This is a genomic window from Pseudonocardia sp. P1 (assembly GCF_000178675.2).
Lineage (GTDB): Bacteria > Actinomycetota > Actinomycetes > Mycobacteriales > Pseudonocardiaceae > Pseudonocardia.
Window position 1 is genome coordinate 5,969,409 of sequence record NZ_ADUJ02000001.1, and the last position, 25,420, is coordinate 5,994,828.

The window sequence follows — 25,420 nt, forward strand, 5'->3', positions numbered from 1 at the left end:
ACATGGCGTTCCTCGAGGTGGAGGACGGCAAGCGGGTGTACTACGAGCACCACGCGGGACCGGGGCGCCCGGTCGTGCTGGTGCACGGCTGGGCCGCGGACGCGCACTGCTGGGACACGACCCTCCCGGCGCTGCTCGCCGCCGGGCACTCGGTCACCGTCCTCGAGCACCGGGCGTGCGGCCGGTCGGACAAGGACATCGCCGACACCTCGATCGGCGCGATCGCCTCCGACGTCGTCGCGCTCGTCGAGCACCTCGGGCTGCGCGAGCCGGTGCTGAACGGCTGGTCGCTGGGCGGCGCGGTCGTCGTCGAGGCCGCCCGGCGGCTCGGGGCGAACCTGGGCGGGCTGGTGCTGACCGGTGGGGCGACCCCGCGCTACACCGCCGCGGAGGGCTGGCCGCACGGCGGCACCCCGGACGACGTCGAGGGCGTGCTGGCCGGGCTGGCCGTGGACCGGCCGGGCACCTTCCGGGCGGTCGCCGACGCGGTGTGCGCGAAGGAGGTGGGGGAGCCGGTCGTGCAGTCGATCTGGCTGGCGTTCCTGGCCTGCGGGCCGGGCGCCGACCGCACGCTGCGCGACCTCGCCCACATCGACCAGCGGGAGATCCTGCCGGCCATCGACCGTCCGGTCCTGCTGCTGTCCGGCCGGGAGGACGGGTTCGTCCCGTTCGACGCCGTGGCCGCGTCGCGCACCCTGTTCCGCGACGCCCGGCTGGTCGAGTTCGGCGGCGTCGGCCACGCGCCCATGCTGGAGGACGGCGAGACCTACCGCGCCGAGCTGCTGGGCTTCCTGGCGGGCCGGGAGGCCTGAGGGTGGGACGGATCTGGGTGGTCACCGGCGGTACCCGCGGGATCGGCCGCGCCGTCGTCGACCGCGCGCTCGGCGAGGGCGACACCGTCCACGTGCTGGCCCGCACGGTCGATCCCGGCGACTGGCCGGGTGCGGTCCGGGACCGGGTGGTGGGCGTCCCCGTCGACGTCGCCGACGCCGGCTCGGTCGAACGGGCCGTCGCCGCCGTCGAGGAGGTCTCGGGTGCCGTCGACGTCGTCGTGCAGGCGGCGGGGGTGCACCGCGGGGGCCGGATCGACCGGCTCGGCGACGAGGCGTGGGACGAGGTGCTGACCACCAACCTCACCGGGGCGTTCCGGGTCGCGCGGGCCACCCGCCGGCTGCTCTCCGACGGTGGCTGCGTGGTCAACATCGGGGCGGTCGTCGGGCTCCGCGGCTATCCCGGCGACGCCGCGTACGGGTCGGCGAAGGCGGGCCTGTCCGGTCTCACCAGCACGCTCGCGATCGAGCTGGCGCCGTACGGCGTGCGGGTCAACCTGGTCGTCCCGGGGTTCGTGGACACCGACATGACGGCCGGGATCCCGGAGGGGTCCCGCCGGACCGTCGTGGACGGCATCCCGATGGGACGGCCGGGACGGCCGGAGGAGATCGCCGACGTCGTCTGGATGGTGGCGGGCGCGAGCTACATGACGGGCTCGACGGTCGCCGTCGACGGCGGCCTGCTGGCCTCGTTCGGCGCGCCGCGCACCCGGCGGTCCGGCCGCGGCTGAGTGCGCCCCCGGCACGACGGTGCCCCGCAGCGCGCAGCTGCGGGGCACCGTCGTCGTGGGGTCAGGGGGTGACGAACACCGCGGTCGTGTGCTCGGTGTCCAGGTACTCCTTCACCGACGAGATCTTCCCGTCCCGCACGGTGAACAGGAAGTGGTACAGGTTGTTGTAGACGCGGCCGTTGCGCAGCTCGGTGTAGGACTCGGTCTCCACCGCGACCCGGTCGCCCTCGGCGGTGAAGGCCAGCGGCGTCAGCCGGATCGCCCCGCTGGTCGTGGACTCGGCGATCCCGGACACCATGTCCTTGAACCCGGCCCTGTCCTTGGTCCCGGAGATGCCGGGGATGGTCCCCGCGACCCACCAGGTCGCGTCGTCGGTCATCCGGGACAGGATGCCGTCGACGTCGCCGCTGGTGAACACCTCCATGAACTCGGTGACGGTCTGCTTGTTGCGCTCTTCGGGAGTGCTCACGAACTCACCTCTTCGACAGCTGGCGGACGACCATGTCCGCGTACCGCTCCGCGATCTCCTCGATCGGCAGCCGGCCGGACGGGTCGAACCACTCGTTGGGTCCGTTGATCAGGTCGAGCAGGGCCAGGGTCGCCAGCCGGGGGTCCGGGCAGTGGAACTCGCCCGCCTCGACGCCCTCGGCGAGATGCCGGGCGATCCGGCGCTGGTAGTCACGGCGATAGGACTGGACGGCCTCCAGGTGCTCCGGCGACAGGGCGCGGAGCTCCCGGCCCGCGACCCACCAGGCGTCGCGGTTGGCGCCGATGTGCAGGACGTGCGCCCGCACCAGCCGGGCCAGTCGCTCGCCGTGGCCGCCGGCGCCGTCGAGGAGCGGCATCTGCTCGACGATCATGTCGCGGTCGACGACGTAGATCGCGTGGAGCAGCAGCTCCTCCTTGTTGCGGAAGTGGTGGTAGAGCGACGCCGCCTGCATCCCGGCGGCGTCGGCGAGCGCGCGCATGCCCACGCCGTGGTAGCCGTGCTCGCGGAACATCCGGCTGGCCAGGGCCACGATCTCGGCCTTGCGGCTCCCGTGCCGGGCGGGTCCGCGGTGCGCACCCCGATCGGCGTCCATGACCGGAGACCCTGTCATCGCCCCCACCTCCACCGGGCACCGGGACGGCGGACGTGCCGGTGCACGGCCTGCCGGTCCCGCGTACCCCGTCGCACTCCTCAGGCCGGGACCGCGGTCGTCACGCCCATCTTCTGCAGCTCCGGGACCACCTTCTCGCCGAAGAGCCTCAGGCTGGCCCGCACCTTGTCGAAGGGCAACCCGGCGAACGACGGCGCCACGTTCGGCTGGTGGTCGCCGAACAGCTCGACCCGGCGGCGGTACTTCTCGACGATCTGCTCGGGGGTGCCCCAGATCTGGGTGTCGGCGTAGCCCGAGGCGGCGGCCTCCATCCCGGCCTCGCGGATCATGTCGGCACCCACCTGGTAGGCCTCGTAGCCCTTGGTTTCCCGCCAGTGCTTCCCGGCGAAGTCGTAGTGCTTGACCACCGACAGGAAGTAGCGCGACAGGTACTCGCGGGCGGTCCGCTCGGCGACCTCCGGGTCCTCGTGGCAGTAGATGAAGTCCTGGGTGAGCACCGGGCCCGGCTCGGTGCCGTGCTCGCTGCGGTAGCACTCGCGGTAGCGCTCGATGGCCGGGACGTGCTGCTCGGCCGGGTACTGCATGAAGGTCATCATCCGGGCGCCGACCTTGGCCACCGCGGGCACCGAGTCCGGGGACATCGCGACGCCGTACAGCCGGTCCGACCAGTCCCGGCCCGCCTCGGGTGCGGGGCGGACGTCGACCCGGGGCTGGCGGTAGAACGGGCCGTCGTTCTCGACGTAGCCGTTCCGCAGCCCGGCCAGGATCAGCGGTGCCGCCTCGTCGAACCGGCCGCGGGACTCGTTCATGTCCTGGCGGAAGCCCTCGTACTCCATCTTCGCCAGGCCCCGGCCCATACCGAAGATCGCCCGGCCACCGGAGAGGATGTCGAGCATCGTGACCTTCTCGACGACCCGCAGCGGGTCGTTCCACGGCAGGATCACCGCCCCGGTGCCCAGCTTGATCCGGCTCGTCCGGGCGGCCAGGTAGGTCATCAGCTGCAGGTTGTCCGGGCACATCGAGTAGTCGTCGAAGTGGTGCTCGGCCGCCCACACGGAGTCGAAGCCGAGCTCCTCGGCGAGTACTCCGAGCTCCGTCTCCTGGCGGAACATCTCCGCGTCGCTGAGGTCCTCGTGCCAGTTCTGGAAGACAAGCAGGACACCGACATCCATGGCGGTTCGCCTCTCTCGAAGGGGTCTCGGGACGGGGTTGCCTAACGAACGTTAGGGCTGCGATGGTAGTGCGGTGGATCACAGCGGGTCAAGGCACCGACGGAGGTGACGGGGACCATGGCAACCCCTCTCGGGACCGGGCCGCCGCCCGTCCGCAGGCCCGGCCCGGTCCTCGTCCCGGAGCCGTCCGATCCGCTCCCCCGGCTGCTCGCCGGGCTGTCGGCCGCGGTGCTGTCCGGTGTGGACGACGAGCGGCTCGTCGACCGGGTGTCCGGCCTGCTCGGTCTCCCCGTGACGCTGCGGCGCCCCGATCTGCGGGTGCGGACCTGGGCGGCGCCCGCCGCCTTCCGGCTCGACGCCCCGCCCGCCCTGCCCTCCTCGGTGCTCGGGACACCGGGGGTGTCCCGGCTCGGTCCCGGGTGGCCGTCGGTGGTGCTGCCGCCGGATCCGGTGCACGGCCCGGCCCGCCGGCACCTGCTGGCGGTGCTCGTCGCGGAGGGTGCGGTCGCCGGGTATCTCGACGTCGGTGAGCTCGGCCGGGCGCTGCGGCCGTCCGACGCGCAGGTCGCCGAGCAGGCCGCCGCGCTCCTCTCGGTCCGGCTCGCGGGCGAGGCCCGCACCGAGCGGGCGATCGCCCGCAACCGCGACGACGTGCTCGCGGACCTGCTCCGCGGCAGCCGCCCCGAGCCGGACCTGCGCCGGCTCGCCGGGCAGGTGGGACTGGACCTGGACACCGGCCACGTCCTGCTGCGCTTCCCGGTGGCACCCGGGCGGTCCGCGTCCGGGAGCCGCGACGCCGTCGTCGCCGCGGCGGGGGCCGCGCTCGGGGCCGCGCCGCCGGTGCTCGTCGAGCCGGACGCCGTCGTCGGGCTGGTGGCGCTGTCGCCCGACCCGTCGCCGGGCGAGCTCCGGTCGCTGCACCGGAGCCTGCGCGAGGGGCTCGACGCCGTCGCGGCGGCGACAGGGGTCCGGCGGGTCGTCGTGTCCGGCGCGGTCCGCGAGATCGGCGGCTTCCCGGCTGCCCTGGCCGAGACCCGCGAGGTCGACGGGATCGCCGGCGCGCTCGGCGGCGCCGCGGACGTCGTCGCGGTGACCGAGCTCAGCACCCTGCGCCTGGTCGTCAACGCCGACCGGGCCGGGGTCGCGGTCCGCTTCGCCGAGCAGTACCTGGGCCCCCTGCGGCGCAACGACGAGTCCTCCGGCGGCGACCTCGTCGAGACGCTGCGCCGCTACCTGGCCGCCGGGGCGCAGGTCCGGGCGGCCGCCAAGGAGCTCGGCGTGCACGAGAACACCGTGCGGTACCGGCTGGGCCGGATCGAGCACCTCACCGGCCTGGACACCCGTCGCTTCGACGCGTTGCTCGCCGCCCAGCTGGCGTTCCAGGTCGACGGCCTGGCCACCGCGGGCCTCGGCGTCCCGTGAGCCGCTCGAGACCTCGACAACGCCCGCATCCGCGTCCCGTTGTCCGCGCCCGGCGCCGTTCCTAGTGTCCCGGCCCGGCCCATCCGCCCCATCGCCCCGCACCCACCGGAGGACACCGCCATGACCGTCGAGGACACGCTGCAGGACCGGGTCGCGATCGTGACCGGCGCGGCACAGGGCATCGGCCGCGCCACGGCGCTGCGGCTCGCCGCCGAGGGCGCGGTCGTCGCCTGCGCCGACATCCAGGACTGCGCCGGGACCGTGGCGCTCGCGGAGAAGGAGGGCGGCCGGGCGGTCGCGGTGGAGCTGGACGTGCGCCGGGCCGCGGACTGGGAGGGCGCGGTCGCCGGGCTGGTCGCCGAGCACGGCCGGATCGACCTGCTCGCCAACGTCGCGGGCGTGGTGAACCTGCTCAGCCCGGACACCGTCGTCGGGCTCACCGAGGACGCCTGGGACGTCGTGATCGACACCGATCTCAAGGGCGTCTGGCTCGGGATGCGGGCGGTGATCCCCGCGATGGTCGACGCCGGTGGGGGCCGGATCGTCAACATCGCCTCCATGGCGGCGCTGCGCGGGCTACCGAACCTGGCCTCGTACTCCGCTGCCAAGGGCGGGGTGGTCGGCCTGACCCAGCAGGCCGCGTTCGAGTACGCCGACCAGGGCGTGCTGGTCAACGCGATCGCACCGGGGACGATCGACACCCCGATCCTGGCCGGGATCACCGACGAGATGCGCGCGGCGAACGCCGACGCCCACCTCGTGCGCAGGCTCGGCCGCCCGGACGAGATCGCCGCGATGGTGGCGTACCTGTTCCGCGAGGGCTCCTTCCAGACCGGCATCACGTTCCCGGTGGACGGCGGCTGGGCGGCCAAGGGCAACTTCTGATGTGGGACTTCTCGACCGACCCCGACTACCAGGCGACGCTCGACTGGGTCGACGCCTTCGTGCGCGACGAGATCGAGCCGCTCGACCTCGTCCTGGGCGACCCCTACGACAAGACCGACGCCACGGCACGACGGCTGGTGCGCCCGCTGCAGGAACGGGTCCGTGAGCGCGGGCTCTGGGCCGCCCACCTGGGCCCCGAGCTCGGCGGGCAGGGCTACGGCCAGGTCCGGCTGGCGCTGCTCAACGAGCTGCTCGGCCGGTCCCGGTGGGCGCCGACGGTCTTCGGCTGCCAGGCGCCGGACTCGGGCAACGCCGAGATCCTCGCCCGGTTCGGCACGCCCGCGCAGAAGGAGCGCTACCTGCAGCCGCTCCTCGACGGCGAGATCTCGTCCTGCTACTCGATGACCGAGCCGCACGCCGGGGCCGACCCGACGCTGTTCACCACACGCGCCGTCCGCGACGGCGACGACTGGGTGATCGACGGCGAGAAGTGGTTCTCCTCGAACGCCCGGCACGCCGCGTTCGTGATCGTGATGGCGGTGACCGACCCGGACGCCGCACCGCACGACTCGATGTCGATGCTCATCGTGCCGCGGGAGACCCCGGGTCTGGAGATCGTGCGGGACGCGGGCGTCGGCACCGAGTCACCCGAGCACTCCAGCCACGCCTACCTGCGCTACTCGGGGGTGCGCGTCCCGGCGGACCACCTGCTCGGGGAACACGGGCGCGCGTTCGCGATCGCCCAGACCCGGCTCGGCGGCGGGCGCATCCACCACGGGATGCGCACGATCGCCCAGATGCGGCGGGCGTTCGACCTGATGCGGGAACGGGCGGTCTCCCGGACCACCCGGCACGGGCGGCTCGCCGACCTGCCGTCCACCCAGGACGCGGTCGCGGAGAGCTGGATCGACCTGGAGCAGTTCCGGCTCCTGCTGCTGCGCACGGCGTGGCTGATCGACCGGCACCAGGACTACCGGGCGGTCCGCGCGGACATCGCCGCGGTGAAGGTGGCGATGCCGCGGGTCTACCACGACGTCGTGCAGCGGGCGATGCACCTGCACGGTGCGCTCGGCATCTCCAACGAGATGCCGTTCGCCGCGATGATGGTCGACGCCCAGGTCATGGCGATCGCCGACGGCCCGACCGAGGTGCACCGCCGGACGCTGGCCCGCGGGCTGCTCCGCGACGTCGAGCCGGGGGAGCCGCTGTTCGGCTCGGGGCACCTGCCGACCCGCACCGAGGCGGCCCGGGCGCACGTCGCCGCCCGGCTCGAGCACGAGGTCGCGAACGCGTGAGGTGCGCCCGGGGCCGCTAGCGGGTGGCGTCGCGGTGCAGGCCGAGCAGGTGGACGTAGGCGGCCGCCGACAGCGGGATCGAGTCCCGCTCCTGCTCGGTCAGCTCGCGGCGCACCTTCCCCGGCACCCCCGCGACCAGCGACCCGGGCGGCACGACCGTGCCCTGGGTGAGCACCGCCCCGGCCGCGATCAGCGACCCGGCGCCGACCTCGACGCCGTTCATGATGACCGCGCCCATCCCGACCAGCACGTCGTCGCCGACCGTGCAGCCGTGGACGACCGCGCGGTGGCCGACGGTGACGCCGTCGCCGATCGTCGCGGGGAAGCCGGGATCGGCGTGGACGACGCAGCCGTCCTGCAGGTTGGACCGGGTGCCGATGCGGATCGGGGCGACGTCGGCCCGGACGACGGTGGTGTACCAGACGCCGGACTCCGCGCCGACCGTCACGTCGCCGGCGAGGACGGCGCCGGGGGCCACCCAGGCGTCGGGGTGGACGTCGGGGGAGTGGCCGTCGATCTCGATCACGGGAGCTCTCCGGGAGGGGTCGGGGACGGGGTTCTCAGGTACCGGCGGCGACCCGGAAGGCCTGCAGCACGTCGTCGCCGAACAGGACGAAGCGCACCTGCCGGACCGAGGTCGGGGTGTCCCGCGCGGTGGCGACCGCGATCCGTGCGGCGTCGTCGATCGGCCAGCCGTAGACGCCGGCCGACACCGCGGGGAACGCGACGGTGCCGGCGCCGAGCTCGTCGGCGACCCGCAGCGACTCGCGGTAGGCGCTCGCGAGCAGGTGCGAGCGGTCCTCGGACGTCGCGTACACCGGCCCGACGGTGTGGATCACCCATCGCGCCGGGAGATCGCCCGCCGTGGTGGCGACGGCGCGGCCGGTCGGCAGGCCGTCGGGCCAGGTGTCGGCGCGCAGCCTGCGGCACTCGGCGAGGATCGCCGGGCCGCCACGGCGGTGGATGGCGCCGTCGACACCGCCGCCGCCGAGCAGCGACGAGTTGGCGGCGTTGACCACGGCGTCCACCACGGCCTCGGTGATGTCCCCGCGCTCGGTCACGATCTCGGGGCTCATCGGCCCACCTCCGTCCGGAGCCGTCCCAGCAGGGGGATGGCGTCGATCTTCTCGTCGGTCAGCGACTCCCAGACGATGCCGCCGTCCGGCCGGGTGCGCCGGTGCTGCCGGCAGTCGATCACACGGTCCGGGGTGACGACCAGGTCGACCGGGGCGTCGTGCGAGGCCCACGGGACGACGCCCGCATCGCGCAGCTGCAGCTCGTGCACGGTCGTGACGACCAGGGTGTCGTCGGAGACGAGCCCGGCCTCGCGGGCGAGCGCGAACTCCAGGTCGGCGAACCCGCCGCCCTTCCCGAGCCGGGCACCGTCGGCGCCGACGGCGACGCAGCCGGTCACCACGAGATCCACGGGTTCCAGCTCGTCGACGGCGACCCGGCGGGCCGAGCGGGTGGCGTTCTTGATCGACACCGCGCGGCGCGGCGGGTCCGCGAGGTGGTCGGGATCGAGCAGGAAGAACGGATCGTCCTCGGCGAGCCGCGGGACGGCCATGTACACGGTCTTGCCGTCCTCCAGGGCGTACTGCCGCACCGGCAGCTGCGCGGAGTCCGGGTTGGACTTGACCGTGCGGGCCGCCCGCCAGACGTCCAGCTCCCGCAGCCGCCGCGCCGCGGCCTCGGCGCCCACGAAGTTCGAGATCCGGTTGCGGGCGCCGGGGAACCGCGACGCCTTCTGCTCGGTGAGCGCGGTCCAGACCTCGTCGCGCAGGGCCGCCTTGCGCTCGAGCGTCTCCGGGTCGCCCCCCGGCGTCGTGGTCGTGGCGGCGGCTCATGCCGGCGACTCTGCCACGGCTCAGTGCTCGCGCAGCGCCCGGATCAGCTCGTCCTTGCTCATGTCGGACCGGCCCTCGACGCCGACCCGCTGGGCACGCTCGTAGAGCTGGTCGACGGTCATGTCCTCGTAGTCGCCGGACCCGCCGCCGCGCGCGCCGATCTCGTCCCGCCCCTCGGCGGCGGCCGCGTTGGCGATCCGGGCGGACTTCTCCTTCGAGTTGCCCTCCTCGCGGAGGCGCTCGTACATCTCGTCGTCCTTGATGCTGTCGGGCATGCCGGAGGGGTACCCGGCGGGTGGCAGCCCAACCGGCGGCCGGGCCGACCGCACCCCCCGGTGGCGGCCGGCCCGGTTCCCGCGTTCCTGCGTTTCCGCGTTTCAGCAGGGACGTTCGACCGCCCCGGACCGGGCCCGGTGTGCGGGCCCGGCTCGCGGCCGGGGTCCCCCCTGCTCACCCGTCACCGGGTCCGGTCCGCAGCGGTCGATTGCCAGCGAATTTCTGTGCACATGAATATGCTGGCGTTGTAGGGTGAATGTCAACTCCGTTCCGGGCACATCCCGGAACCGCCGATCGAGGGAGGACCGCGTGACCGGACCCGGGGAGCCGGACGGCGCCGACCACCCGGCCGCACCGACGCTCGGGGAACGCCTGGCGCGGCTGCGGACGACCGTGCACCCGGCGGACCGCGGGCCCTACACGCTCGAGGAGGTCTCGGAGGGCATCCGGCTGCGGGGCGAGACGATCTCCCCGGCCTACCTGCACCAGCTCGAGACCGGCAGGCGCCCCAACCCGTCGCTGCAGAAGCTCGAGGCGATCGTCGGGTTCTACGGCGTGACGCTCGCCTACCTGTTCAACGACGGGGTGGCCGCCGAGATCGACGAGGAGATCGCGCTGCTGCAGGCGATCCGCGACCAGGGGGTCAAGGACATCGCCATGCGCGCACTCGATCTCGACCCGGAGTACCGCCGGTCGCTGGCGCGGATCATCCAGGAGATGGGCGACCTGCAGCAGCGCAGCGGTTCCACCGGCCGCCGCCGTCGTCGCGGTGCCGACGGACCGTCCGGATGAGACCATTCCTCCCGACCGGGGAGGTTCCGGGCCACGGCCCGCACTGCACGCGACTCGCCGCACGGCAGGCAGGGGGGAGGACCGTGCGCTACTCGACGCTGCACCGTCGCTGCGCCGCCCTCGTACACCGGCTGGACCGCGACATCGGCGGCATCCCGCGCCCGTTCGACCTGGACGAGCTGCTGGACCGGATCGAGCGCCACCGGGAGCGGCCGATCGACCTGCACGCCACCCGGATCGCGGGTGGACCGTGCGGGCTGTGGCTGCGCCGCGACGACGCCGACGTCATCGTCTATCCGGAGAACACCAGCACCGTCCACCAGACGCACATCGTCCTGCACGAGATCGGGCACATGGTGTGCGAGCACCGGGGCGCCTGCGCTCTCGACCTCGGGTCGGTGGGTGGTCTCGTCTCCCCCGAGCGGGCCCTGCTGGCCGAGCACATGCTCGCCCGCTCGACCTACGGCACGGACGACGAGCAGGAGGCGGAGATGGTGGGCACCCTGATCCGGCTCGCCGCGGAGACGCCGTCCGCCGAGCTGGTCGACGGCCGGGTCGGCGGTGACGAGTCCGGTCTCTACCGGCGCATCGCCGACCTCTTCGGCTGACGGCGATGGTCAGTCTCGTCTTCCTCGGCGTCGCCCTGCTCTGCTTCGGCACCGCCGTGCTGCGACAGCGCTCCTGGCGGGCGCGGCGCGGGGCGGGGGCCACGCCGGTGCTGCCGGCGCTCGCAGCACTGGGGTGCGCCCTCGTGCTGATCGCGCCCGTGACCCAGGAGCTGCTGAGCGCGGTCGTCCCGGGTGCGGGGCGGCTGTCGTCGAACGCGTGCACGCTGATCGCGGCGTTCGCGTTCTCCGAGATGCTCGGCTACCTGCACGGCACCGGCGGGACGCCCGGGGGCAGGCGGCGCCGCGCCGGTCTGCTGGTCGTCGTCCTGACCGTGCTGGTCGTGACGTTCGCGCTGGGCCGACCCCCCCAGGGACCGGTCGCCCTGTTCTCCTACCGGGACGACCTCGCACTCACCGTCTACGTCGTCGTCTACGCGCTCTATCTCGGGTTCAACCTCGTCCGGATGCTCCTCCTGGCGGTACGGGCTGTCGGCCGGACGCGACGGCGGCTGCGGCTGAGCATGGTCGTCCTCGCTGCCGGGTGCGTGGTCGGTCTCGCCTACGCCGTGTCGCGGGTGACGACCGCGGTCGGTGCCTACGCCGGAGCGGGGCCGGACGGGGCCGAGCGGTGGTGTGCCGGCCCGTTCGAGAACCTGCACTGCTCGCTGGCCGTCGGCTTCCCCGCGCTGTCGGTGGCGCTCATCGTCCTCGGCCTGGGGGTGCCGTTCCTGCTGGACGCGCCCGCCGAGCTGCGCCGGTGGGTCACCGATCTCCGGCTCGCCCGCGCTCTGCGCCCACTGTGGCGTGCCATGTACGAGGCGCTCCCGCAGATCGCGCTGACCTCGCCGGGTGCGGTCGCCGGCAGCGTCCCCCACCACGACGCGTCGCTGCGGCTCTACCGGCGCACGGTCGAGCTGCGCGACGGGGCGCTGCTGCTCCAGCCCTACCGCACCGCGGCCGACACCGCCGAGCACCGGCGCCGGGCCGCCGCCGCCGGTCTCCGGGGCGAGCGGGCGGACGACGCGGTCGAGGCCGCGGACCTCGCGGTGGCACTGGCGCGGTACCGCGAGGCGGGGTCGGTGCCCAAAGCTGGTCCGGCGGGCGGACCCGGGCCCGGCGAGCCCGGGGAGCCGGCCGCGGACGATCCCCGCGCCGAGGCCCGGCGGCTGGCGCGGGTGTCCGCGGCGTTCGCCCGGGGCGATCTCGCGCCGCCCGCGGATCAGAGCGGGAACGTCGCGCGCTGACGCCAGCCGTCGCCGGTCAGCTCGACCAGCACCGCGGTGTCCAGGTGGGCCTCGATCGGAAGCAGGGTGTCGGCAGGGCCGGAGATCCCGCCGGGGTCCTCGACCGGTCCCAGCGCGAGGGTGACGTGCGGTTCCGGGTCGGGGCCGAAACGGCCGCCGTAGGGCGGGTGGTCCGGCCACTGTGCACGCAGCGCCGTGGCCAGCGCCGCGACCGGACCGGCGGGCTCCGGAGCGGTCGAGATCATCGTGGGTCCGACGTGGGTGCGGGTGAAGCGGCAGGTGAGCCGGCCCGTACCCGCACAGAGCGCGCGGCACCGGTCGACGACGCCCTCGGTCACCTCGGTGGTGGGCAGGAACGGGTAGAGCAGCGTGAGGTGGGCGGGGATCCCGGGCCGGACGGCGTCCGGTCTGCGGCCGGCGATCACGGCGAGCACCGGGTCGAGCTCGGCCACCGGGAGGAGGACCGCGGTCTGTCCTGGCTGGGGCACGGTCGCATTGTGGCATCGGCGGGCCGACGCGCCCGGCCCGTGACGGTGTCCGGATCCCCGCACCCGGGGGGTGGGCGCGCGGGGATCCGGCACCTGCTCCGTCCGGGGGGATGGCCGGAGCGACTGCGAGTGTACGGACGGTGAGCGCCGGGAGGCGAGGGTCGCGGACGATCGGGTCCGACGTTCAGCCCAGCAGGGCGGTGACGCGGTCGAGGAACGGCAGCTGGCCCTTGACGATCTTCTCGCGTGCCGTGGCGAGGTCGAACCACCCGGCCCGGTCGAGCTCGGGGAACCGGACCGTGCGCCCGGACCGGGGCGGCCACTCGATCTCGACCCAGGTGCCGTCGTCGGGGCGGCCGGCGACGGCCTCGGCGCCGGTGAACCCGCTGCCGTCGAGCGCGAAGGCGGCGACGGTCTTGCGGGACTGGCGCACCGTGCCCAGGTCGACGGGCTCGCCGTCCGGGGGAGGGGCGCCGATCTCCTCGGTGAACTCGCGGCGGGCGGCGTCGAGCGGGGACTCCTCCGGGCCGTGCTCGCCCTTCGGGACCGACCAGGCGTGCGCGTCCTTCCGGGCCCAGAACGGGCCGCCCATGTGCCCGAGCAGTACCTCGACGCCGTCCGGGCCCCTGCGGTGCAACAGGATCCCGGCGCTGGTCACGGGTGGCACGGCGACTCCTCGGGACGGTCGACGCGCAGGACCAGGCTCCGCGGCGGGTCGATCGGGTTGTCGGGAGCGAGGTCGCCCTCGGCGACCCGCCGGAAGCCCGCCTTCTCCAGCGCCCGCCAGGACGCCCGGTTCGTCGCCACCACGGGGACGATGATCGCGCGCGCCTCCGGGTAGCGCTCCCACACCCCCGCGACGGCCGCGACGAGGATGCGCGGCCCGAGCCCGCGGCCGACGAGCCCGGGCTCGCCGATCAGGTAGTCGATCGTCGCGGCGCCGGGCGGGATCTCCAGGATCGGCGCGATCTCCTCGACGTACTCCGGGTAGTCGTGCCACAGGCAGCGTTGCAGCAGGCCCACCGGTGCACCGCCGACCACGACGACGAGGTCCTCGGACGGCTCCTCACCGCGCATCGCCGGGCCGAAGTCCCGTTCGACGGCCTCCGGCGACGTGTCGTGGAACCACCAGCGGTGCACGTGCGGCTCGGCCAGCCAGCCGCGCAGCATCGGGAGATCGGCGGGGGTGAGCGGACGGAACCCGGGAGGGCCGTCCGGGAGGTCGTGCTCGGCGGCGGACACCACCCGGACGGTAGCGAGGGCGGCAGCGGGCCGGGAGCGGGTTTCCTCGGCACGGGTTCCGGCTCCTCCGCCGGGACTTCCCTCCACCGGGACCTCCCGGCTCCTCCGCCGGGACGAGACGCACGGTCCGGTGATCTCGTCCCCGCCGACGACGACCGGGCGAGCGCCGACGTCCTAGCCTCTGGAGCGTGGTGGTGCGCAGGCCCGCCACGGGAGGGGGAGAGATGTCCGAGGCGGACGCGCGGGGGACGGACACACCGGACGGACGGCCGGAGGGGCCCGCGCCGGGCGGTCCCGGGCCGGACGCCGCCGGGCCGGAGGCTTCCGGGCCGGGCACGGCGGCGGACGGCACCGGGGCTCCGGCCGGGACGCCGAAGAAGCGGTTCCGGTGGCGCAACAGCGACTACACCCCCGAGGAGCTCGCCGAGGCCAAGAAGGCCTGGCGGGACGCCATGCCGTGGGACCACCCGATGACCCGTGGCGACAAGTTCCTCGTCTTCTCCACGCTCGGGATCATCGCGTTCATGGCGCTGACGATGCCGCTGCGGCCGTTCCTGCTGGCGTCGCACCCGATCGGTCTGAGCTTCGTCACCGGCAGCCTGTCCGCGATCGGCGCCGGTGCGGCGTTCGCGCGGATCGGCGAGGCGTCGCTGTGGCTGGTGGTCGTCGCCGGGATCGTCGGCATGATCAAGTTCGACTGGCTGTTCTGGCTGGCGGGCCGCCGCTGGGGTCCCAAGGTGGTCGAGCTGTTCGCCCCGGGCGAGGCGGCACAGCGGTTCGTGAGCAAGGTCCGGTCCTGGCCCCGGTGGGTGCTGGGGCTGGTCGTCGTGCTGTCGACGATCCCCGGCGTCCCCGCACCGGCGGTCTTCGCGCTCGCCGGGCTCGGCCGGATGCGGCTGGTCACGTTCCTGCTGTTCGACGCCCTCGGCGCGGCCCTGATGACCGGTCTGGTCGCCGGACTCGGGTTCGGGCTCGGGCAGCACGCGGTCGACGTCGTGCTCATGATCGACGAGTACGCCCTCTACGTCACCCTCGGCCTGGTCGCCGTCGTGACGGTCGGCTCGGTCCGCCGGGACCGGAAGGCCCGGGCCGAGCGCGAGGCAGCGACGGCGTCCGCGTCGACGACCACGACCGGCACCGCGGAGTGATCCCGGCGGGCGTCACGCGCCGTCCGTGGCGCCCAGCCGGTTCCTCAGACCGCTGGCGCGCCCCGCCGGGCGCGCGATCGCGGCCCGCACCGCGGCCTCCGTGCCGATGATCCGCACGTGCCGACGGGCCCGGGTCACGGCGGTGTAGAGCAGCTCGCGGGTCATGAGTGGCGAGTCCGCGGGCGGCAGCACGACGGTGATCCGGTCGAACTGGCTGCCCTGGCTGCGGTGCACCGTCATCGCGTAGACGGTCCCGACGCCGCCCAGCCGGGCCGGTTCGAACTCCTGCGGCCGCCCGTCGGTGGGGAACACGGCACGGCGGCCCTCCGGGGTCCGGACGACGACGCCGGTGTCGCCGTTGAACAACCCCAGGTCGTAGTCGTTGGTGGTGACGAGCAGGGGCCGGCCCGGGTACCAGGGGGCCTCGGCGTCGTAGCCGGGGCGCGCGGTGGAGATCCAGCGCTCGATCTCCGTGGTCCACCGGGCGACGCCGTACGGCCCGCGCCGGTGCCCGCACAGCACGCGGTGCTCGTCGAGGACCTCCAGCGCCCGGTCGACGTCCCCGCCGTCGGCGGCGTCGATCAGCCCGGTCGCCGAGCCGACCACCTCGGAACGCAGCGGGTCCAGCGCGGCCGCCGGGACCTCGGCCGGGTCGGCGTCGACGAAGGTCAGCTCTCCGGAGTCCCGGCTCAGCAGCGCCGCCGCGGCGTCGCCGTCGCCGGCCTGCACGGCGGCGGCGAAGTCCGCGATCAGTCCGCCGAACCGCCAGTTGCGCTGCAACTCCACCACACCGTTGCGCACGACGACCGGCTCGCCCGGTTCCCCGGGGCCGGCGTCCGGCTCCGCGGTGGCCGCCGGGATCGGGCGGTCGGCGCGGAACGCACCGCACCGCTCCAACGCCTCCTGCAGGGCGGGCTCGGGCCGGCCGCCTGCGGCGGCGAGGTCGCCGAGCACGGCACCCGCCTCCACCGAGGCGAGCTGCTCGGGGTCGCCGACCAGCACCAGGCGGGCGTCCGGCCGCACGGCCTCCAGGAGCCGGGCCATCATCGTCAGCGACACCATCGAGGTCTCGTCGACCACGACGACGTCGTGCGGCAGCCGGTTCCCGCGGTGGTGGCGGAACCGCCCGGAGCTCCCGCGCGAGCCCAGGAGCCGGTGCAGGGTCGACGCCGTCGTGCCCGTGATCGCCTTGCGATCGTCCTCCGACAGCTCACCCGCGGCCTCGGTCACCGACTGGGTCAGCCGGGCGGCCGCCTTGCCGGTGGGCGCGGCCAGCGCGACCCGCAGGCCGGGACGGCCCTGCGTGCTCCCGCCGTGCAGGTCGTGCAGGACGGCGAGCAGCCGGGCGACCGTCGTCGTCTTGCCCGTGCCGGGCCCGCCGGCGATCACCGTGACCGGGCGCAGCGCGGCGACGGCGGCGGCGAGCCGCTGGCGCTCGGCACCGGGACGGCCGAGCAACCGGTCCAGGGCGGCGCACAGCCGCTCCGGCACGACCTCGGTGACCGGCCCGGAGCGCGCGGCGAACTCGCGCCGCACCAGCTCCTCCTCCTGCCAGTACCGCTCCAGGTACAGCAGGTCGCCGAGCAGCCGCAGCGGACGGTCCGCGGGCGCGTCCGCGCCGTCGGCGACCAGGGGGCTCGCCGCCAGCTCGGCGCGCCACGCCGCCGGTTCCGGCCACGGCAGGCCGGACACGTCGACGGCGATCTCCCCCTCGCTCGCGGTCGACGTCGCGGCCGCCGAGAGGTCCACGCAGACCGAGCCGTTGCGGATCGCCCGCACCGCGAGCGCAGCGGCCAGCAGCACCGGCACGGGTTCGGCGGCGGCGCCGTCGGCCACACCGGTCGGGTCGCCGCGGCCGCCGAGCCGCGCCAGCCGGCGGGCCACGTGCAGGTCGCCGGGCGCGAGGACGTCCGCGACGTTGAACTCGGCGAGGACCCCCGACGCGGTGCGCGCGGCCCGCGGGCCGAACGGGTCGCGCTCCGGTGCGGCGGCGGTCGTCGTGGTGGCGGGGCTCGTGGGGACGGTCATCGGGCGCCTCCGTCGAGCAGCTCGGACAGCTCGGTCACCAGCGCGGAGGGTGGGCGCCACGCGAACACCCCGCACGGCGCCGCGAGCGGGCCGGTACCGGTGACCGGTGTGGCCGGGCCGCACATCCCGCGCAGGAACAGGTAACCGACCCCGCCCAGGTGCTCCTCCGGGTCGTACCCCGGGAGCCGCCAGCGCAGGTAGCGGTGCAGTGCGACGGCGTAGAGCAGCGCCTGCAGCGGGTAGTGGGCGTCGGCCATCGCGGCGGCGAGCCGGGGCTCGGTGTAGTGCGCGGCGGTGAGCGGCTCCCGGGGCCCGGAGACCGACGGCGGGCCGAGCCAGTTGGTCTTGTAGTCGACGACGAGGAAACGCCCGTCGACCCGCAGCACGGAGTCGATGCTGCCGGTGAGGTAGCCGCGCAGGTTCTGCCCGGCCAGCTCGGGGGAGCCGAGCCGGTCGGCGTAGCCGTGCAGCAGGTCGCCGGGGCCGAGGTGCCGCCCGACGACGGCGGCCAGCCCGGCGAGGGTGAGCCGGCCCGACGGCACGTCGCCACCGCACAGCGGCAGCTCGAAGTCCAGCTCGGACAGCCGATCGGCCGGTGCGACGTCGGCCAGCGCCCGGCCGCCCGCCAGCGGCCCGAGCGGGGTCCGCAGCACGGGGACCAGGGCGTCGGCGAGCTCCTCGGGATCGACGTCGGCGGGCTGGCGCCGCAGCTCGGCGGTGACGTGCGCGACGAGCTCGGCCCGCAACGCGTCGTCGCCGCCGGCGGCGACGGTCGTGTCGAGGTGCTCGAGGACGGCGTGCACCAGGGTGCCGAACCCGGCGCCCATCGGCAGGTCCGCCATGGGGGAGGGGACGCTCGCGGGATCCACCGTCGAGGTGGCACCGCCGGTCGCGGCCCCGGCGGGACCGGTGCCGCCGTCCGCGGCGGGCTCGTCGCTCAGGCCCTCGTCCTCGGGCTCGGTGAGCACCCCCGGCGTGGCGGCCGGCCCCGCGTCGGCCTCGGCGGTGTCGTCGAGCGGGTGGTGCGCGGCGTGGGCGGCCGCGGTGAGCGCGGTGTACGAGGTCCGCCGCCAGGCGGTGTCCAGGGTGCGGCCGAACCCGGCCGCGGCGAGCCGCACCCCGTCCGCTTCGGCCGGGAGCCGCACCGGGTCCCGGTCGTGCAGGGTCTCGACGACCGCGTCGCTGCCGGCGAGCCGTTCCCGCAGGTACTGCACCGCGTTCGCGTCACCGGGGACGGCGGCGGCCGTCTCGGGCCCGGTGCCCGGGCCGCGGTTCCCGGCCAGCATCCGGTGCAGCGACGACGACGCGGTCGTCGTCGACGGCACCCACCACGCGACGACCTGGCTGCAGGCCCGGGTCAGCGCGACGTAGAGCAGCCGCAGGTCCTCCCCGGCCTCCTCGGCCAGGTGCAGCGCGGTGCGGTGCGCGCGGTCGGGCCCGGAGGTCCCGCCGACGTCGAGCAGCCGGCGCGCGTCGCCATCGGCGCCGCCCGGGACGTCGTGGTAGAGCAGCGGGTCCGGGGTGTCGTTGACCCAGCGGTCCCAGGCGAACGGCAGGTACACGACGGGGAACTCGAGCCCCTTCGACCGGTGCACCGTGACGATCTGGACGGCGTCGGCGTCGGACTCGAGCCGACGGCTGCGCTCGGCGGAGGTGTCGCGTGCGGCCTCACCGATGCGGTGCCGCAACCACTCGGTGAGCGCGGTCGGGCCGAGGTGACGCTCCAGCGCGACCGAGTGCAGCACCTGACCGACGTGCCGGAGGTCGGTGAGGTCGCGTTCGCCGTCGGGGCGCGACAGCAGCCGCTGCGCCGGGGCGTAGCGGGCGAACACCGCCTCCTGCAGCGCGGCGACCCCCCGCTCGGCGAGCACCTGGTGCCACGCGCGCAGGTCGGCGCCGAGGCGGTCGACGAGCCGGTCGGCCTCGGGTCCGCAGAGATCGGCGACCGTGTGCCCGACGAAGCGGGTCAGCGCCGCTGTGCGCAGCCGCATCGACCGCTGCGGCTGCTCGACCGCCTCCAGCAGGGTCAGCCAGTCCTGGGCGACCGGTGTGGTGAACACGCTGGTGCTGCCGGTCAGCACCGCGGGCACCCCGGCCTCGGCGCAGGCGTCGCGCACCAGCAGGCCCTGTGCGTTGGTGCGCACGAGCACCGCGACCTGGCCCGGGCGCAGGGGCTCACCGTCCCAGGTGGCGGAGCCGTCGAGCAGCTCGGACAGGTCGACGGCGACGTCGCGGGCCACGACCCGCCGGGCCGCGGGTGCGCGGCCGAGCTTGCGGCCGGTGAGGTCGAGCCGGTCCCGGTCGACGGCGCGCAGCCGGAGCGGGGCGTCGCGCCGGGCGGTGAGCCGCCGCGCGGTGTGGTGGGCGTCGACGGGGTGCACCACGATCTCGGAGTCGCCGAGCGCCGCCCCGTCGAAGACCCTCTCCAGCGCGGTGAGCAGGGCGGCGTCGCTGCGCCGGTTCGTCGCCAGCGTCCGCCGGTCGGTCGCGGCGTCGGCGGCGCGCAGGTAGCTGTGCACGTCGGCGCCGCGGAAGGCGTAGATCGCCTGTTTCGGGTCGCCGATCAGCACGAGCGTCGTGGCCGGGGCGCCGTGGAAGGCGAGCGAGAGGATCTCCCACTGCAGCGGGTCGGTGTCCTGGAACTCGTCGACCAGCACCACCGAGAAGCGGGACCGCAGCCGCTCGCGCGCGGCCGGCCCGCGCAGCGGGTCGCGCAACGCCTCGGCCAGACGGGAGAGCATGTCGTCGTAGCTGTAGATGCGCAGCCGGCGCTTGCGGGCGTCGACCTCCCGGCGGACGGCCGTGGCGAACCCGTGCCGGGTCGCGGCCACCGAGCGGGGGTCGGCGTCGCGCGGCTCGAGCTCGGCCTGCGGGTCGGCGACCGCGCGGCGGGCCAGCGCCAGTGCCTCGGCCCGGGTGAAGGCCGGCTTCCCGGCCTGCGGGTTCGCGTACTTGCGCACGTAGAAGTCGTCGACGACCTCGGTCACGACGTCGTCGACGTGCTCGACGAACTCCGCGTCCGGGTCGTTGTCACCGGCGACCCCGAGCCCGGCCAGCATCTGCCGGCAGAACTGGTGGGTGGTGGCGATCGTCGCGGCGTCGAACGACGCCGACGCCTCCGCCAGCCGGGCCCGCCGGAGCCCGATCTCCTCCGGCCCGGCGTCGGCGAGGTGCGCGACCACCGGGTCGGACTCCCGGGACGGCGGCTCGGCGCCGGCGAGCACCGCGGCGAGCGCCCGCTCGGTGCCGACGAGCCGCTCCCGGACCCGTTCGCGCAGCTCCTGGGTCGCGTCCCGGCCGAAGGTCACCAGCATCAGCCGGTCCAGCCCGGCGACACCCTCGGCGACGTAGCGGGTGGCCAGCGCGGCGATCGTGTAGGTCTTGCCGGTCCCGGCACTCGCCTCCAGCACGACGGTGCCGGACGGCAGCGGACCGTCCACGGCGAAGGTCGGTGCGGAGAGGACCGCGGTCGTGCTCACGGTGCGTCCTGCCTCTCGTGGTCGAGCAGCGGCGCCCACAACCGGGCGGCGAGCGAACCGAAGCGGGTCGGCTCGGCGCCGCTCCCGGGCTCCTCGCGGGTGAGCAGTGGTGCACCGGAGCCGCGGACGAACACGTGCGCGGCGTCGTCGCGCTCGAACCGGGACCACTCGGAGTCGGCCGCGGCGAGCGCGTTCGGCGGGACCACGCCGCGGGAACGGTTGCGGGCGTAGACGGCCGCGGCGTCGGTCGGCAGCGGCAGCGGCTCGCGCAGCCCCTCACGCCGCAGCGCGACCAGGTCGGCGAGCACGGACCGGGCTCGATCCGGGGGCACCGGTCCGAGGGTGGAGCGGGCGGCGCCGCCGGTGCCGCGGCCGATCGTCACCGCCGTCCACGGTCGGTCCGGGTGCGCGGCGGTCAGGGCGAGCAGCTGCACCCACGCCCGCAGCCGGTGCTTGGCCTTCAGCCGCGAGTACTCGACCCGCACCACGACGTCGCCGTGCAGACCGGGCACGGTGCCGGTGACGGTGATCCCGTCCAGCGGGGTTCCGCCCAGCGGTGCCACCAGGTCCTGCGAGGCCGCCTCGCCGGTCCGGACGGCGGCGGCGAGGGAGACCAGCGGCTCCACCCGGCCGCCGACGTCGGTCAGCACGCGGTGCCCGATGCCGCCCGGGGGCAGGTCGCCGCGCAGCGTCTCCGCCCGGGCGACGGCCTGCGGCGGGGCTCCGGCGAGCCGGTCGGCGAGCAGCCGGTCGCCGATCTTCCAGGTGGCGAGCCCGTCGAGCTCGACCGGCAGCGCGTCGTCGGGCTCGGCGTTCTCCCCGGGCGGCAGCACGCGGACCCGCTGGCGCAGGTACGCCCGGACCGGGTGCTCGACGAAGGCGACGATGTCGTCGAGGTCGACGGACTCCTCGGCGTCGGGCTCGGGCAGCGGATCGGGCGGGAACAGCGGCACCGCTTGCCGCGGTCCGTCCGCGGCCTCCGCGCCGCGGAGCGCGGCACGGTCGAAGCTGAACGGCCCGGACGCGAGGAGCGACCCGGCGGTGAAGTTGCGCCGGTCGTGGGGCTGCAGCGGGTGCCGGGCACGCAGCGCCTCCGACGCGTGCTGCCCGGTGCCGGTGGTGACGGTGGCGTCGATCGCGTCGCACAGCTCCCCGATCGGCACCGACGGCGGCCGCTCCGCACCGGTCCGCTCGTCCGCACCGGAGCTGACGACGACCAGGTGGTCGGTCGCCGAGCCGATCGCGTCGAGCAGCAGCTGCCGGTCCTCGCCGCGCGGGTCCCGCTCGCCGACGACGGGATCGCGGGCGAGCACGTCGTCGCCGTCCGGGGCGCCGGCCCGGGGGAACACGCCGTCGTCGCAGCCCAGCAGGCAGACGACCCGGTGCGGGACCGCCCGCATCGGCACCAGCGTGGCCACCGTCAGCGTGCCGGTGCGGAAGTTCGCCCGGCTCGGCCGCCCGCGCAGCCGTTCGGCGAGCAGGCCGCGGACGTCGGGCAGGTCGAGATCGACGGTGCCCGACTGGGGCCCGGCCGTGTGCAGCACGTCGGCGAGCTCGGCGCGGGCCTGCGTGGCCTGCCACGCCTCCGACGGCGGGGTGTCGGTCAGGGCGGCGAGGCCCTCCTCCAGCGCGGCGACCCACGCCGACAGCGGCTGCGGCCCGCGCAGCCCGTCGACGACGGTGCCCAGCCGGTCGACGATCTCGGCGAGCCTGCCCACGAGGTCCACGTCGGACGAGTCGATCTCGTCGAGCGGCAGCGCGGTGCCCAGCCACGCCGGCGCCCCCGGTGTCTCGGCCATCGCGACGCCCACGAGCAGCCGGTCCAGCCCGGACCGCCAGGTGTTCTGCTCGACGCCGTCGAGCCGGTAGGGGGTGCGGTGCGCGGCGTCGAGGCCCCACCGGATCCCGGCGGCGGTGACCAGCTCGGACAGGCGCTCCAGCGCGTCGTCGTCGAGCCGGAAGCGGCGCCGCACCGGGCCGGTGGAGACGAGGTCGAGCACCTGGGACGCGGTGAGCCGGGACCCGGCGAGCTCCAGCAGCGTCGACACCGTGCCGAGCAGTGGGTTCGCCTGGCGCAGCGCCCGGTCCGCGAGCCGGACCCGGAGCAGGTGACCGGGGTGCAGCTCGTCGCGGGACGGGCCCGGGCCGTCGGTGCCGGTGCCGTCGGGCGCCAGCCCGAACGACGCGGTGATCAGCGGTGCGAACACCTCGATGTCCGGGCACATCACCACGATGTCGCGCGGCTCGAGGGTGTCGTCGCCAGCGAGGAGCCCGAGCAGCGCCTCGCGCAGGACCTCGACCTGCCGGTCCGGGCCGTGGCACGAGTGCAGCACGACGCTGCGGTCGGCCGGGTCGAGCAGCGGTCGCGCGTCGGGAGCCGGGGGCGTGGCGTCGTCACGGAGCCCGTCCTGCAACCGGCGCAGGAGTGTCGGCGGCCCCGTGGGCGCGGGTGCCGGGTGGTGCGTGTCGGTGACCCCGGCGCCCGCGGCGGGCAGCCGCAGCGCCAGCTCACGGACGTCGCGGCCGAGGGAGCGCAGCAGCGGGTTCGCGACCAGCCGGGCGCTGCCGTCGTCGGTGCGGGCCGGCGGGGCCTCCGGGCGGGCCGCGCGCACCGCGTCCCACATGACGGGGGAGGGGTGCGGCAGCCAGAGGTGCACGTCGCGGTGCTCCGCGAGCGCCCCCAGGACGGCGAGGTGCTCGGCGGCGAGCCGGGTCGGCCCGAACAGCGAGAGCCGCTGCGGCACATCGTCACCGGGGGAGGCGCCGGACCGCAGCGCGGCGACGGCGGCGTCGAGCCGCTCGGCGGGGCCGGGTACGTCGAGCCGGGCCCGCAGACGCCGCCACAGCTCCGGCTGCCAGCCGAGGTCGGCGGGCACCCCGTCGTCGCCCGCGCGCCAGCCGCGCAGCAGCCCGGGCCGGTGGGTCGCGTAGGAGCCGAACAGCCCGGCGAGCGAGCGGGCGAGCGCGTAGCGGCGGCCGTGACCGCCGCGGTCGAGGTGGGCGGCGAGGCCGGTGAAACGGTCGTCGCCGGAGCGGGCGGCCTCGTCGACGATCTCCAGCAGCGGCCAGACCGCCCGGCCGGGCGCCCACGGGTCGGTCTCCGCGTCGACCCCGGCGACGTGCGTGACGATCTCGCCGAGCAGCTGCGCGGGCGACGGGAACCGCACGTTGGCGCAGACACCGCCGGAGCCGGACCCGGCCCCGAGCCGGTGCGAGAGCTTCTGGGCCAGCCAGCGCTCCACACCGCGCTCCGGGACGGCGACGAACTCGGCGGCGAACGGGTCGCCGGAACCCTCCGCGAGCACGGCGGCGAGCGCGTCGACGAGGGTGTCCGCACGCTCGGCCCGGTGGAGTTCCAGCACGGACGGCACGGTATCGGCGACCCCCGACAGGACCGGGGGAGGCCCCGCTACCAGGACGACACGGCGTAGTCCTTCAGGAACACCCCGTGCAGGTCCTCGCCGGCCTCACCGGCGACGATCGGGTGGTAGACCCGGGCGGCGCCGTCGGAGAGGTCCAGCGGGGCGTGGAAGCCGTCGTCGGCCAGCCGCAGCTTCGTCGGGTGCGGGCGTTCGTCGGTGATCCAGCCGGTGTCCACCGAGGTCATGAGGATCCGGTCGGTCGTGAACATCTCCCCGGCGCTGGTCCGGGTCAGCATGTTCAGCGCGGCCTTCGCCATGTTGGTGTGCGGGTGCCCCGGCGCCTTGTAGCCGCGCCCGAACACACCCTCCATCGCGGACACGTTCACCACGTACCGGTTGCGGAACGGCGACGCCGCCATCGCCGGCCGCAGGCGGGAGACCAGCACGAACGGCGCCGTCTGGTTGCACAGCTGCACCTCGAGCAGCTCCAGCGGATCGACGTGCTCGACGTTGTCGACCCAGCTGTTGACGGCCGCGGTGTCGGGCAGCAGGCCGCCCGCGTCGACCGCGGTGCCGTCGGCGATCCGTTCCGGCGACGCCGAGCGGGCCGTGGTCGCGAGCGCGGCGAGATCGGCGCCCGGCACGGCACCGGCGAGCAGCGCCGGGTGCTCCCGGGTGGTCGCGTGCGCGAACGACACGATCTCGGGCAGCTCCCCGGGCGGCAGCGGCTCGGCCTCGGCCGCCTCGAGCGCCGAGTACGACCCCCGCGACCGCCGGACGGTCTGCGCCGCGTTGTTGACCAGGATGTCGAGCGGCCCGGCCGCGGCGACCTCGTCGGCGAGCGCGACGACCTGGGTCGGGTCGCGCAGGTCCACCCCGATCACGCGGAGGCGGTGCAGCCAGTCGGCGCTGTCGTCGAGGGCGGCGAACCGGCGGGCGGCGTCGCGCGGGAAGCGGGTGGTGATCGTGAGGTGCGCGCCGTCGCGCAGCAGCCGCAGCGCGATGTACATGCCGATCTTGGCCCGGCCACCGGTGAGCAGCGCACGACGGCCGGTGAGGTCGGTGCGGGCGTCGCGGTGCGCGTGGTGTGTGGCCGCGCAGTCCGGGCAGAGCTGGTGGTAGAAGGCGTCGACGAGGGTGTAGCGCGCCTTGCAGACGTAGCACCCGCGGGCGCGGTTCAGCACGCCGGCGGTCGCGCCGGGTGCGGAGGAGACGAGCGGGATGCCGGCCGTCTCGTCGTCGATCCGGCCCGCCGCGCCGGTCGCGGTCCGCGCGGTGACGGCGTCGTCGGCGTCGCGCTCCGAACGCCGCTTCGCCGCCCGCCGGCGCAGGCGCACCGACTTCCAGATCCCGGCCGTGGCCCGCCGGACGGCGACCGCGTCGGGGTGCTCGGGCTCCAGCTCGTCGACCTGCGCGAGAACCCTCAGCGCGGTCGCGAGCTCGTCCGGGTCGATGCCGCTGGTCACCGCAC

The 25,420-nt window shown here is 75.3% G+C and carries 23 protein-coding genes; 9 read left to right on the forward strand and 14 right to left on the reverse strand.

Features of this window, described 5'->3' with window-relative positions; translation table 11 throughout:
- The first annotated feature begins 2 nt into the window (after positions 1-2).
- Positions 3-812, forward strand: a complete 810-nt coding sequence (locus tag PP1_RS27800) for an alpha/beta fold hydrolase (RefSeq protein WP_029239690.1) — start codon at positions 3-5, stop codon at positions 810-812.
- 2 nt (positions 813-814) lie between these two features.
- Positions 815-1,561: an SDR family NAD(P)-dependent oxidoreductase gene (locus PP1_RS27805; RefSeq protein WP_249266010.1), complete on the forward strand. Its 747-nt coding sequence runs from the start codon at positions 815-817 to the stop codon at positions 1,559-1,561.
- Positions 1,562-1,622: 61 nt separating this feature from the next.
- On the opposite strand, the gene PP1_RS27810 is transcribed toward PP1_RS27805, so the two are convergent.
- The 3 genes from PP1_RS27810 to PP1_RS27820 form a co-directional block, all read right to left on the reverse strand.
- The gene (locus tag PP1_RS27810) at positions 1,623-2,030 is read right to left on the reverse strand and encodes a nuclear transport factor 2 family protein (protein ID WP_010233325.1); all 408 of its coding nucleotides are present in this window, start codon (positions 2,028-2,030) and stop codon (positions 1,623-1,625) included.
- Positions 2,031-2,034: 4 nt separating this feature from the next.
- Entirely contained in the window at positions 2,035-2,661 is a 627-nt protein-coding gene (locus tag PP1_RS27815; RefSeq protein WP_082398891.1) for a TetR/AcrR family transcriptional regulator, read from the reverse strand.
- Between the two features lie 80 nt (positions 2,662-2,741).
- The gene (locus PP1_RS27820) at positions 2,742-3,833 is read right to left on the reverse strand and encodes an LLM class flavin-dependent oxidoreductase (protein WP_010233319.1); all 1,092 of its coding nucleotides are present in this window, start codon (positions 3,831-3,833) and stop codon (positions 2,742-2,744) included.
- A gap of 117 nt (positions 3,834-3,950) precedes the next feature.
- Between PP1_RS27820 and PP1_RS27825 the strand changes: the two genes are divergently transcribed.
- The 3 genes from PP1_RS27825 (at position 3,951) to PP1_RS27835 (ending at position 7,435) form a co-directional block, all read left to right on the forward strand.
- The gene (locus PP1_RS27825; RefSeq protein WP_075314442.1) at positions 3,951-5,255 is read left to right on the forward strand and encodes a PucR family transcriptional regulator; all 1,305 of its coding nucleotides are present in this window, start codon (positions 3,951-3,953) and stop codon (positions 5,253-5,255) included.
- Between the two features lie 120 nt (positions 5,256-5,375).
- Positions 5,376-6,140: an SDR family NAD(P)-dependent oxidoreductase gene (locus tag PP1_RS27830; protein WP_010229190.1), complete on the forward strand. Its 765-nt coding sequence runs from the start codon at positions 5,376-5,378 to the stop codon at positions 6,138-6,140.
- Positions 6,140-7,435, forward strand: a complete 1,296-nt coding sequence (locus tag PP1_RS27835; RefSeq protein ID WP_010229193.1) for an acyl-CoA dehydrogenase family protein — start codon at positions 6,140-6,142, stop codon at positions 7,433-7,435. Before PP1_RS27830 ends, PP1_RS27835 begins: the two co-directional genes overlap by 1 nt.
- A 16-nt stretch (positions 7,436-7,451) precedes the next feature.
- Here the strand turns inward: PP1_RS27835 and PP1_RS27840 are convergent, their stop codons facing one another.
- The 4 genes from PP1_RS27840 to PP1_RS27855 all read right to left on the reverse strand — a co-directional run bounded on the left by PP1_RS27840 (position 7,452) and on the right by PP1_RS27855 (position 9,557).
- On the reverse strand, positions 7,452-7,961 hold the full coding sequence (locus tag PP1_RS27840; RefSeq protein WP_010229198.1) for a gamma carbonic anhydrase family protein: 510 nt from the start codon (positions 7,959-7,961) through the stop codon (positions 7,452-7,454).
- A gap of 34 nt (positions 7,962-7,995) precedes the next feature.
- Complete coding sequence (locus PP1_RS27845; RefSeq protein ID WP_010229201.1) at positions 7,996-8,511, reverse strand: O-acetyl-ADP-ribose deacetylase; 516 nt, start codon at positions 8,509-8,511, stop codon at positions 7,996-7,998.
- Positions 8,508-9,218 carry a 5-formyltetrahydrofolate cyclo-ligase gene (locus PP1_RS27850; protein WP_029239489.1) on the reverse strand — a complete coding sequence of 237 codons (711 nt, stop codon included), beginning with the start codon at positions 9,216-9,218 and terminating at the stop codon, positions 8,508-8,510. The genes PP1_RS27845 and PP1_RS27850 overlap by 4 nt, the downstream gene beginning before the upstream one ends.
- An 84-nt stretch (positions 9,219-9,302) precedes the next feature.
- A complete protein-coding gene (locus PP1_RS27855) occupies positions 9,303-9,557 on the reverse strand; it encodes a DUF7218 family protein (protein ID WP_010229207.1) in 255 nt (84 codons plus the stop codon).
- Positions 9,558-9,867: 310 nt separating this feature from the next.
- Here PP1_RS27855 and PP1_RS27860 point away from each other — a divergent pair, with 310 nt between their 5' ends.
- The 3 genes from PP1_RS27860 (at position 9,868) to PP1_RS27870 (ending at position 12,202) form a co-directional block, all read left to right on the forward strand.
- Complete coding sequence (locus PP1_RS27860) at positions 9,868-10,350, forward strand: helix-turn-helix domain-containing protein (protein ID WP_010229210.1); 483 nt, start codon at positions 9,868-9,870, stop codon at positions 10,348-10,350.
- A gap of 83 nt (positions 10,351-10,433) precedes the next feature.
- On the forward strand, positions 10,434-10,958 hold the full coding sequence (locus tag PP1_RS27865; protein WP_010229213.1) for a hypothetical protein: 525 nt from the start codon (positions 10,434-10,436) through the stop codon (positions 10,956-10,958).
- Between the two features lie 5 nt (positions 10,959-10,963).
- Entirely contained in the window at positions 10,964-12,202 is a 1,239-nt protein-coding gene (locus PP1_RS27870; RefSeq protein WP_075314440.1) for an MAB_1171c family putative transporter, read from the forward strand.
- Here the strand turns inward: PP1_RS27870 and PP1_RS27875 are convergent.
- The 3 genes from PP1_RS27875 to PP1_RS27885 all read right to left on the reverse strand — a co-directional run bounded on the left by PP1_RS27875 (position 12,178) and on the right by PP1_RS27885 (position 13,932).
- A complete protein-coding gene (locus tag PP1_RS27875; protein ID WP_033199762.1) occupies positions 12,178-12,690 on the reverse strand; it encodes a 2'-5' RNA ligase family protein in 513 nt (170 codons plus the stop codon). The genes PP1_RS27870 and PP1_RS27875 overlap by 25 nt on opposite strands.
- Positions 12,691-12,874: 184 nt before the next feature.
- Positions 12,875-13,348 (reverse strand): NUDIX domain-containing protein, encoded by a 474-nt coding sequence (locus tag PP1_RS27880; protein WP_010231864.1) that lies wholly within the window; start codon positions 13,346-13,348, stop codon positions 12,875-12,877.
- Positions 13,345-13,932, reverse strand: coding sequence for a GNAT family N-acetyltransferase (locus tag PP1_RS27885; protein ID WP_202796389.1), 588 nt, complete (start codon positions 13,930-13,932; stop codon positions 13,345-13,347). Before PP1_RS27885 ends, PP1_RS27880 begins: the two co-directional genes overlap by 4 nt.
- 224 nt (positions 13,933-14,156) lie before the next feature.
- Between PP1_RS27885 and PP1_RS27890 the strand changes: the two genes are divergently transcribed.
- Positions 14,157-15,080, forward strand: a complete 924-nt coding sequence (locus tag PP1_RS27890; RefSeq protein WP_010231870.1) for a DedA family protein — start codon at positions 14,157-14,159, stop codon at positions 15,078-15,080.
- Between the two features lie 12 nt (positions 15,081-15,092).
- Here PP1_RS27890 and recD read toward each other — a convergent pair whose 3' ends face one another.
- The 4 genes from recD to PP1_RS27910 are packed head-to-tail and all read right to left on the reverse strand — an operon-like array spanning position 15,093 to position 25,415.
- Positions 15,093-17,108: an exodeoxyribonuclease V subunit alpha gene (recD, locus tag PP1_RS27895; protein WP_075314438.1), complete on the reverse strand. Its 2,016-nt coding sequence runs from the start codon at positions 17,106-17,108 to the stop codon at positions 15,093-15,095.
- Positions 17,105-20,587, reverse strand: coding sequence for a UvrD-helicase domain-containing protein (locus PP1_RS27900; protein ID WP_075314436.1), 3,483 nt, complete (start codon positions 20,585-20,587; stop codon positions 17,105-17,107). The genes recD and PP1_RS27900 overlap by 4 nt, the downstream gene beginning before the upstream one ends.
- On the reverse strand, positions 20,584-23,949 hold the full coding sequence (gene recC, locus PP1_RS27905; RefSeq protein WP_075315139.1) for an exodeoxyribonuclease V subunit gamma: 3,366 nt from the start codon (positions 23,947-23,949) through the stop codon (positions 20,584-20,586). The genes PP1_RS27900 and recC overlap by 4 nt, the downstream gene beginning before the upstream one ends.
- Positions 23,950-23,996: 47 nt before the next feature.
- A complete protein-coding gene (locus PP1_RS27910) occupies positions 23,997-25,415 on the reverse strand; it encodes an SDR family NAD(P)-dependent oxidoreductase (RefSeq protein ID WP_010225043.1) in 1,419 nt (472 codons plus the stop codon).
- Between the last annotated feature and the right edge of the window lie 5 nt (positions 25,416-25,420).

Excerpts from the sequence above, each read along its gene's own strand:
- PP1_RS27800 (WP_029239690.1), top strand. The coding sequence starts at position 3 with ATGGCGTTCCTCGAGGTGGAGGACGGCAAGCGGGTGTACTACGAGCAC.
- PP1_RS27815 (WP_082398891.1), bottom strand. The coding sequence starts at position 2,661 with ATGACAGGGTCTCCGGTCATGGACGCCGATCGGGGTGCGCACCGCGGA.
- PP1_RS27820 (WP_010233319.1), bottom strand. The coding sequence starts at position 3,833 with ATGGATGTCGGTGTCCTGCTTGTCTTCCAGAACTGGCACGAGGACCTC.
- PP1_RS27825 (WP_075314442.1), top strand. The coding sequence starts at position 3,951 with ATGGCAACCCCTCTCGGGACCGGGCCGCCGCCCGTCCGCAGGCCCGGC.
- PP1_RS27830 (WP_010229190.1), top strand. The coding sequence starts at position 5,376 with ATGACCGTCGAGGACACGCTGCAGGACCGGGTCGCGATCGTGACCGGC.
- PP1_RS27835 (WP_010229193.1), top strand. The coding sequence starts at position 6,140 with ATGTGGGACTTCTCGACCGACCCCGACTACCAGGCGACGCTCGACTGG.
- PP1_RS27845 (WP_010229201.1), bottom strand. The coding sequence starts at position 8,511 with ATGAGCCCCGAGATCGTGACCGAGCGCGGGGACATCACCGAGGCCGTG.
- PP1_RS27855 (WP_010229207.1), bottom strand. The coding sequence starts at position 9,557 with ATGCCCGACAGCATCAAGGACGACGAGATGTACGAGCGCCTCCGCGAG.
- PP1_RS27870 (WP_075314440.1), top strand. The coding sequence starts at position 10,964 with ATGGTCAGTCTCGTCTTCCTCGGCGTCGCCCTGCTCTGCTTCGGCACC.
- PP1_RS27890 (WP_010231870.1), top strand. The coding sequence starts at position 14,157 with ATGTCCGAGGCGGACGCGCGGGGGACGGACACACCGGACGGACGGCCG.
- recD (WP_075314438.1), bottom strand. The coding sequence starts at position 17,108 with ATGACCGTCCCCACGAGCCCCGCCACCACGACGACCGCCGCCGCACCG.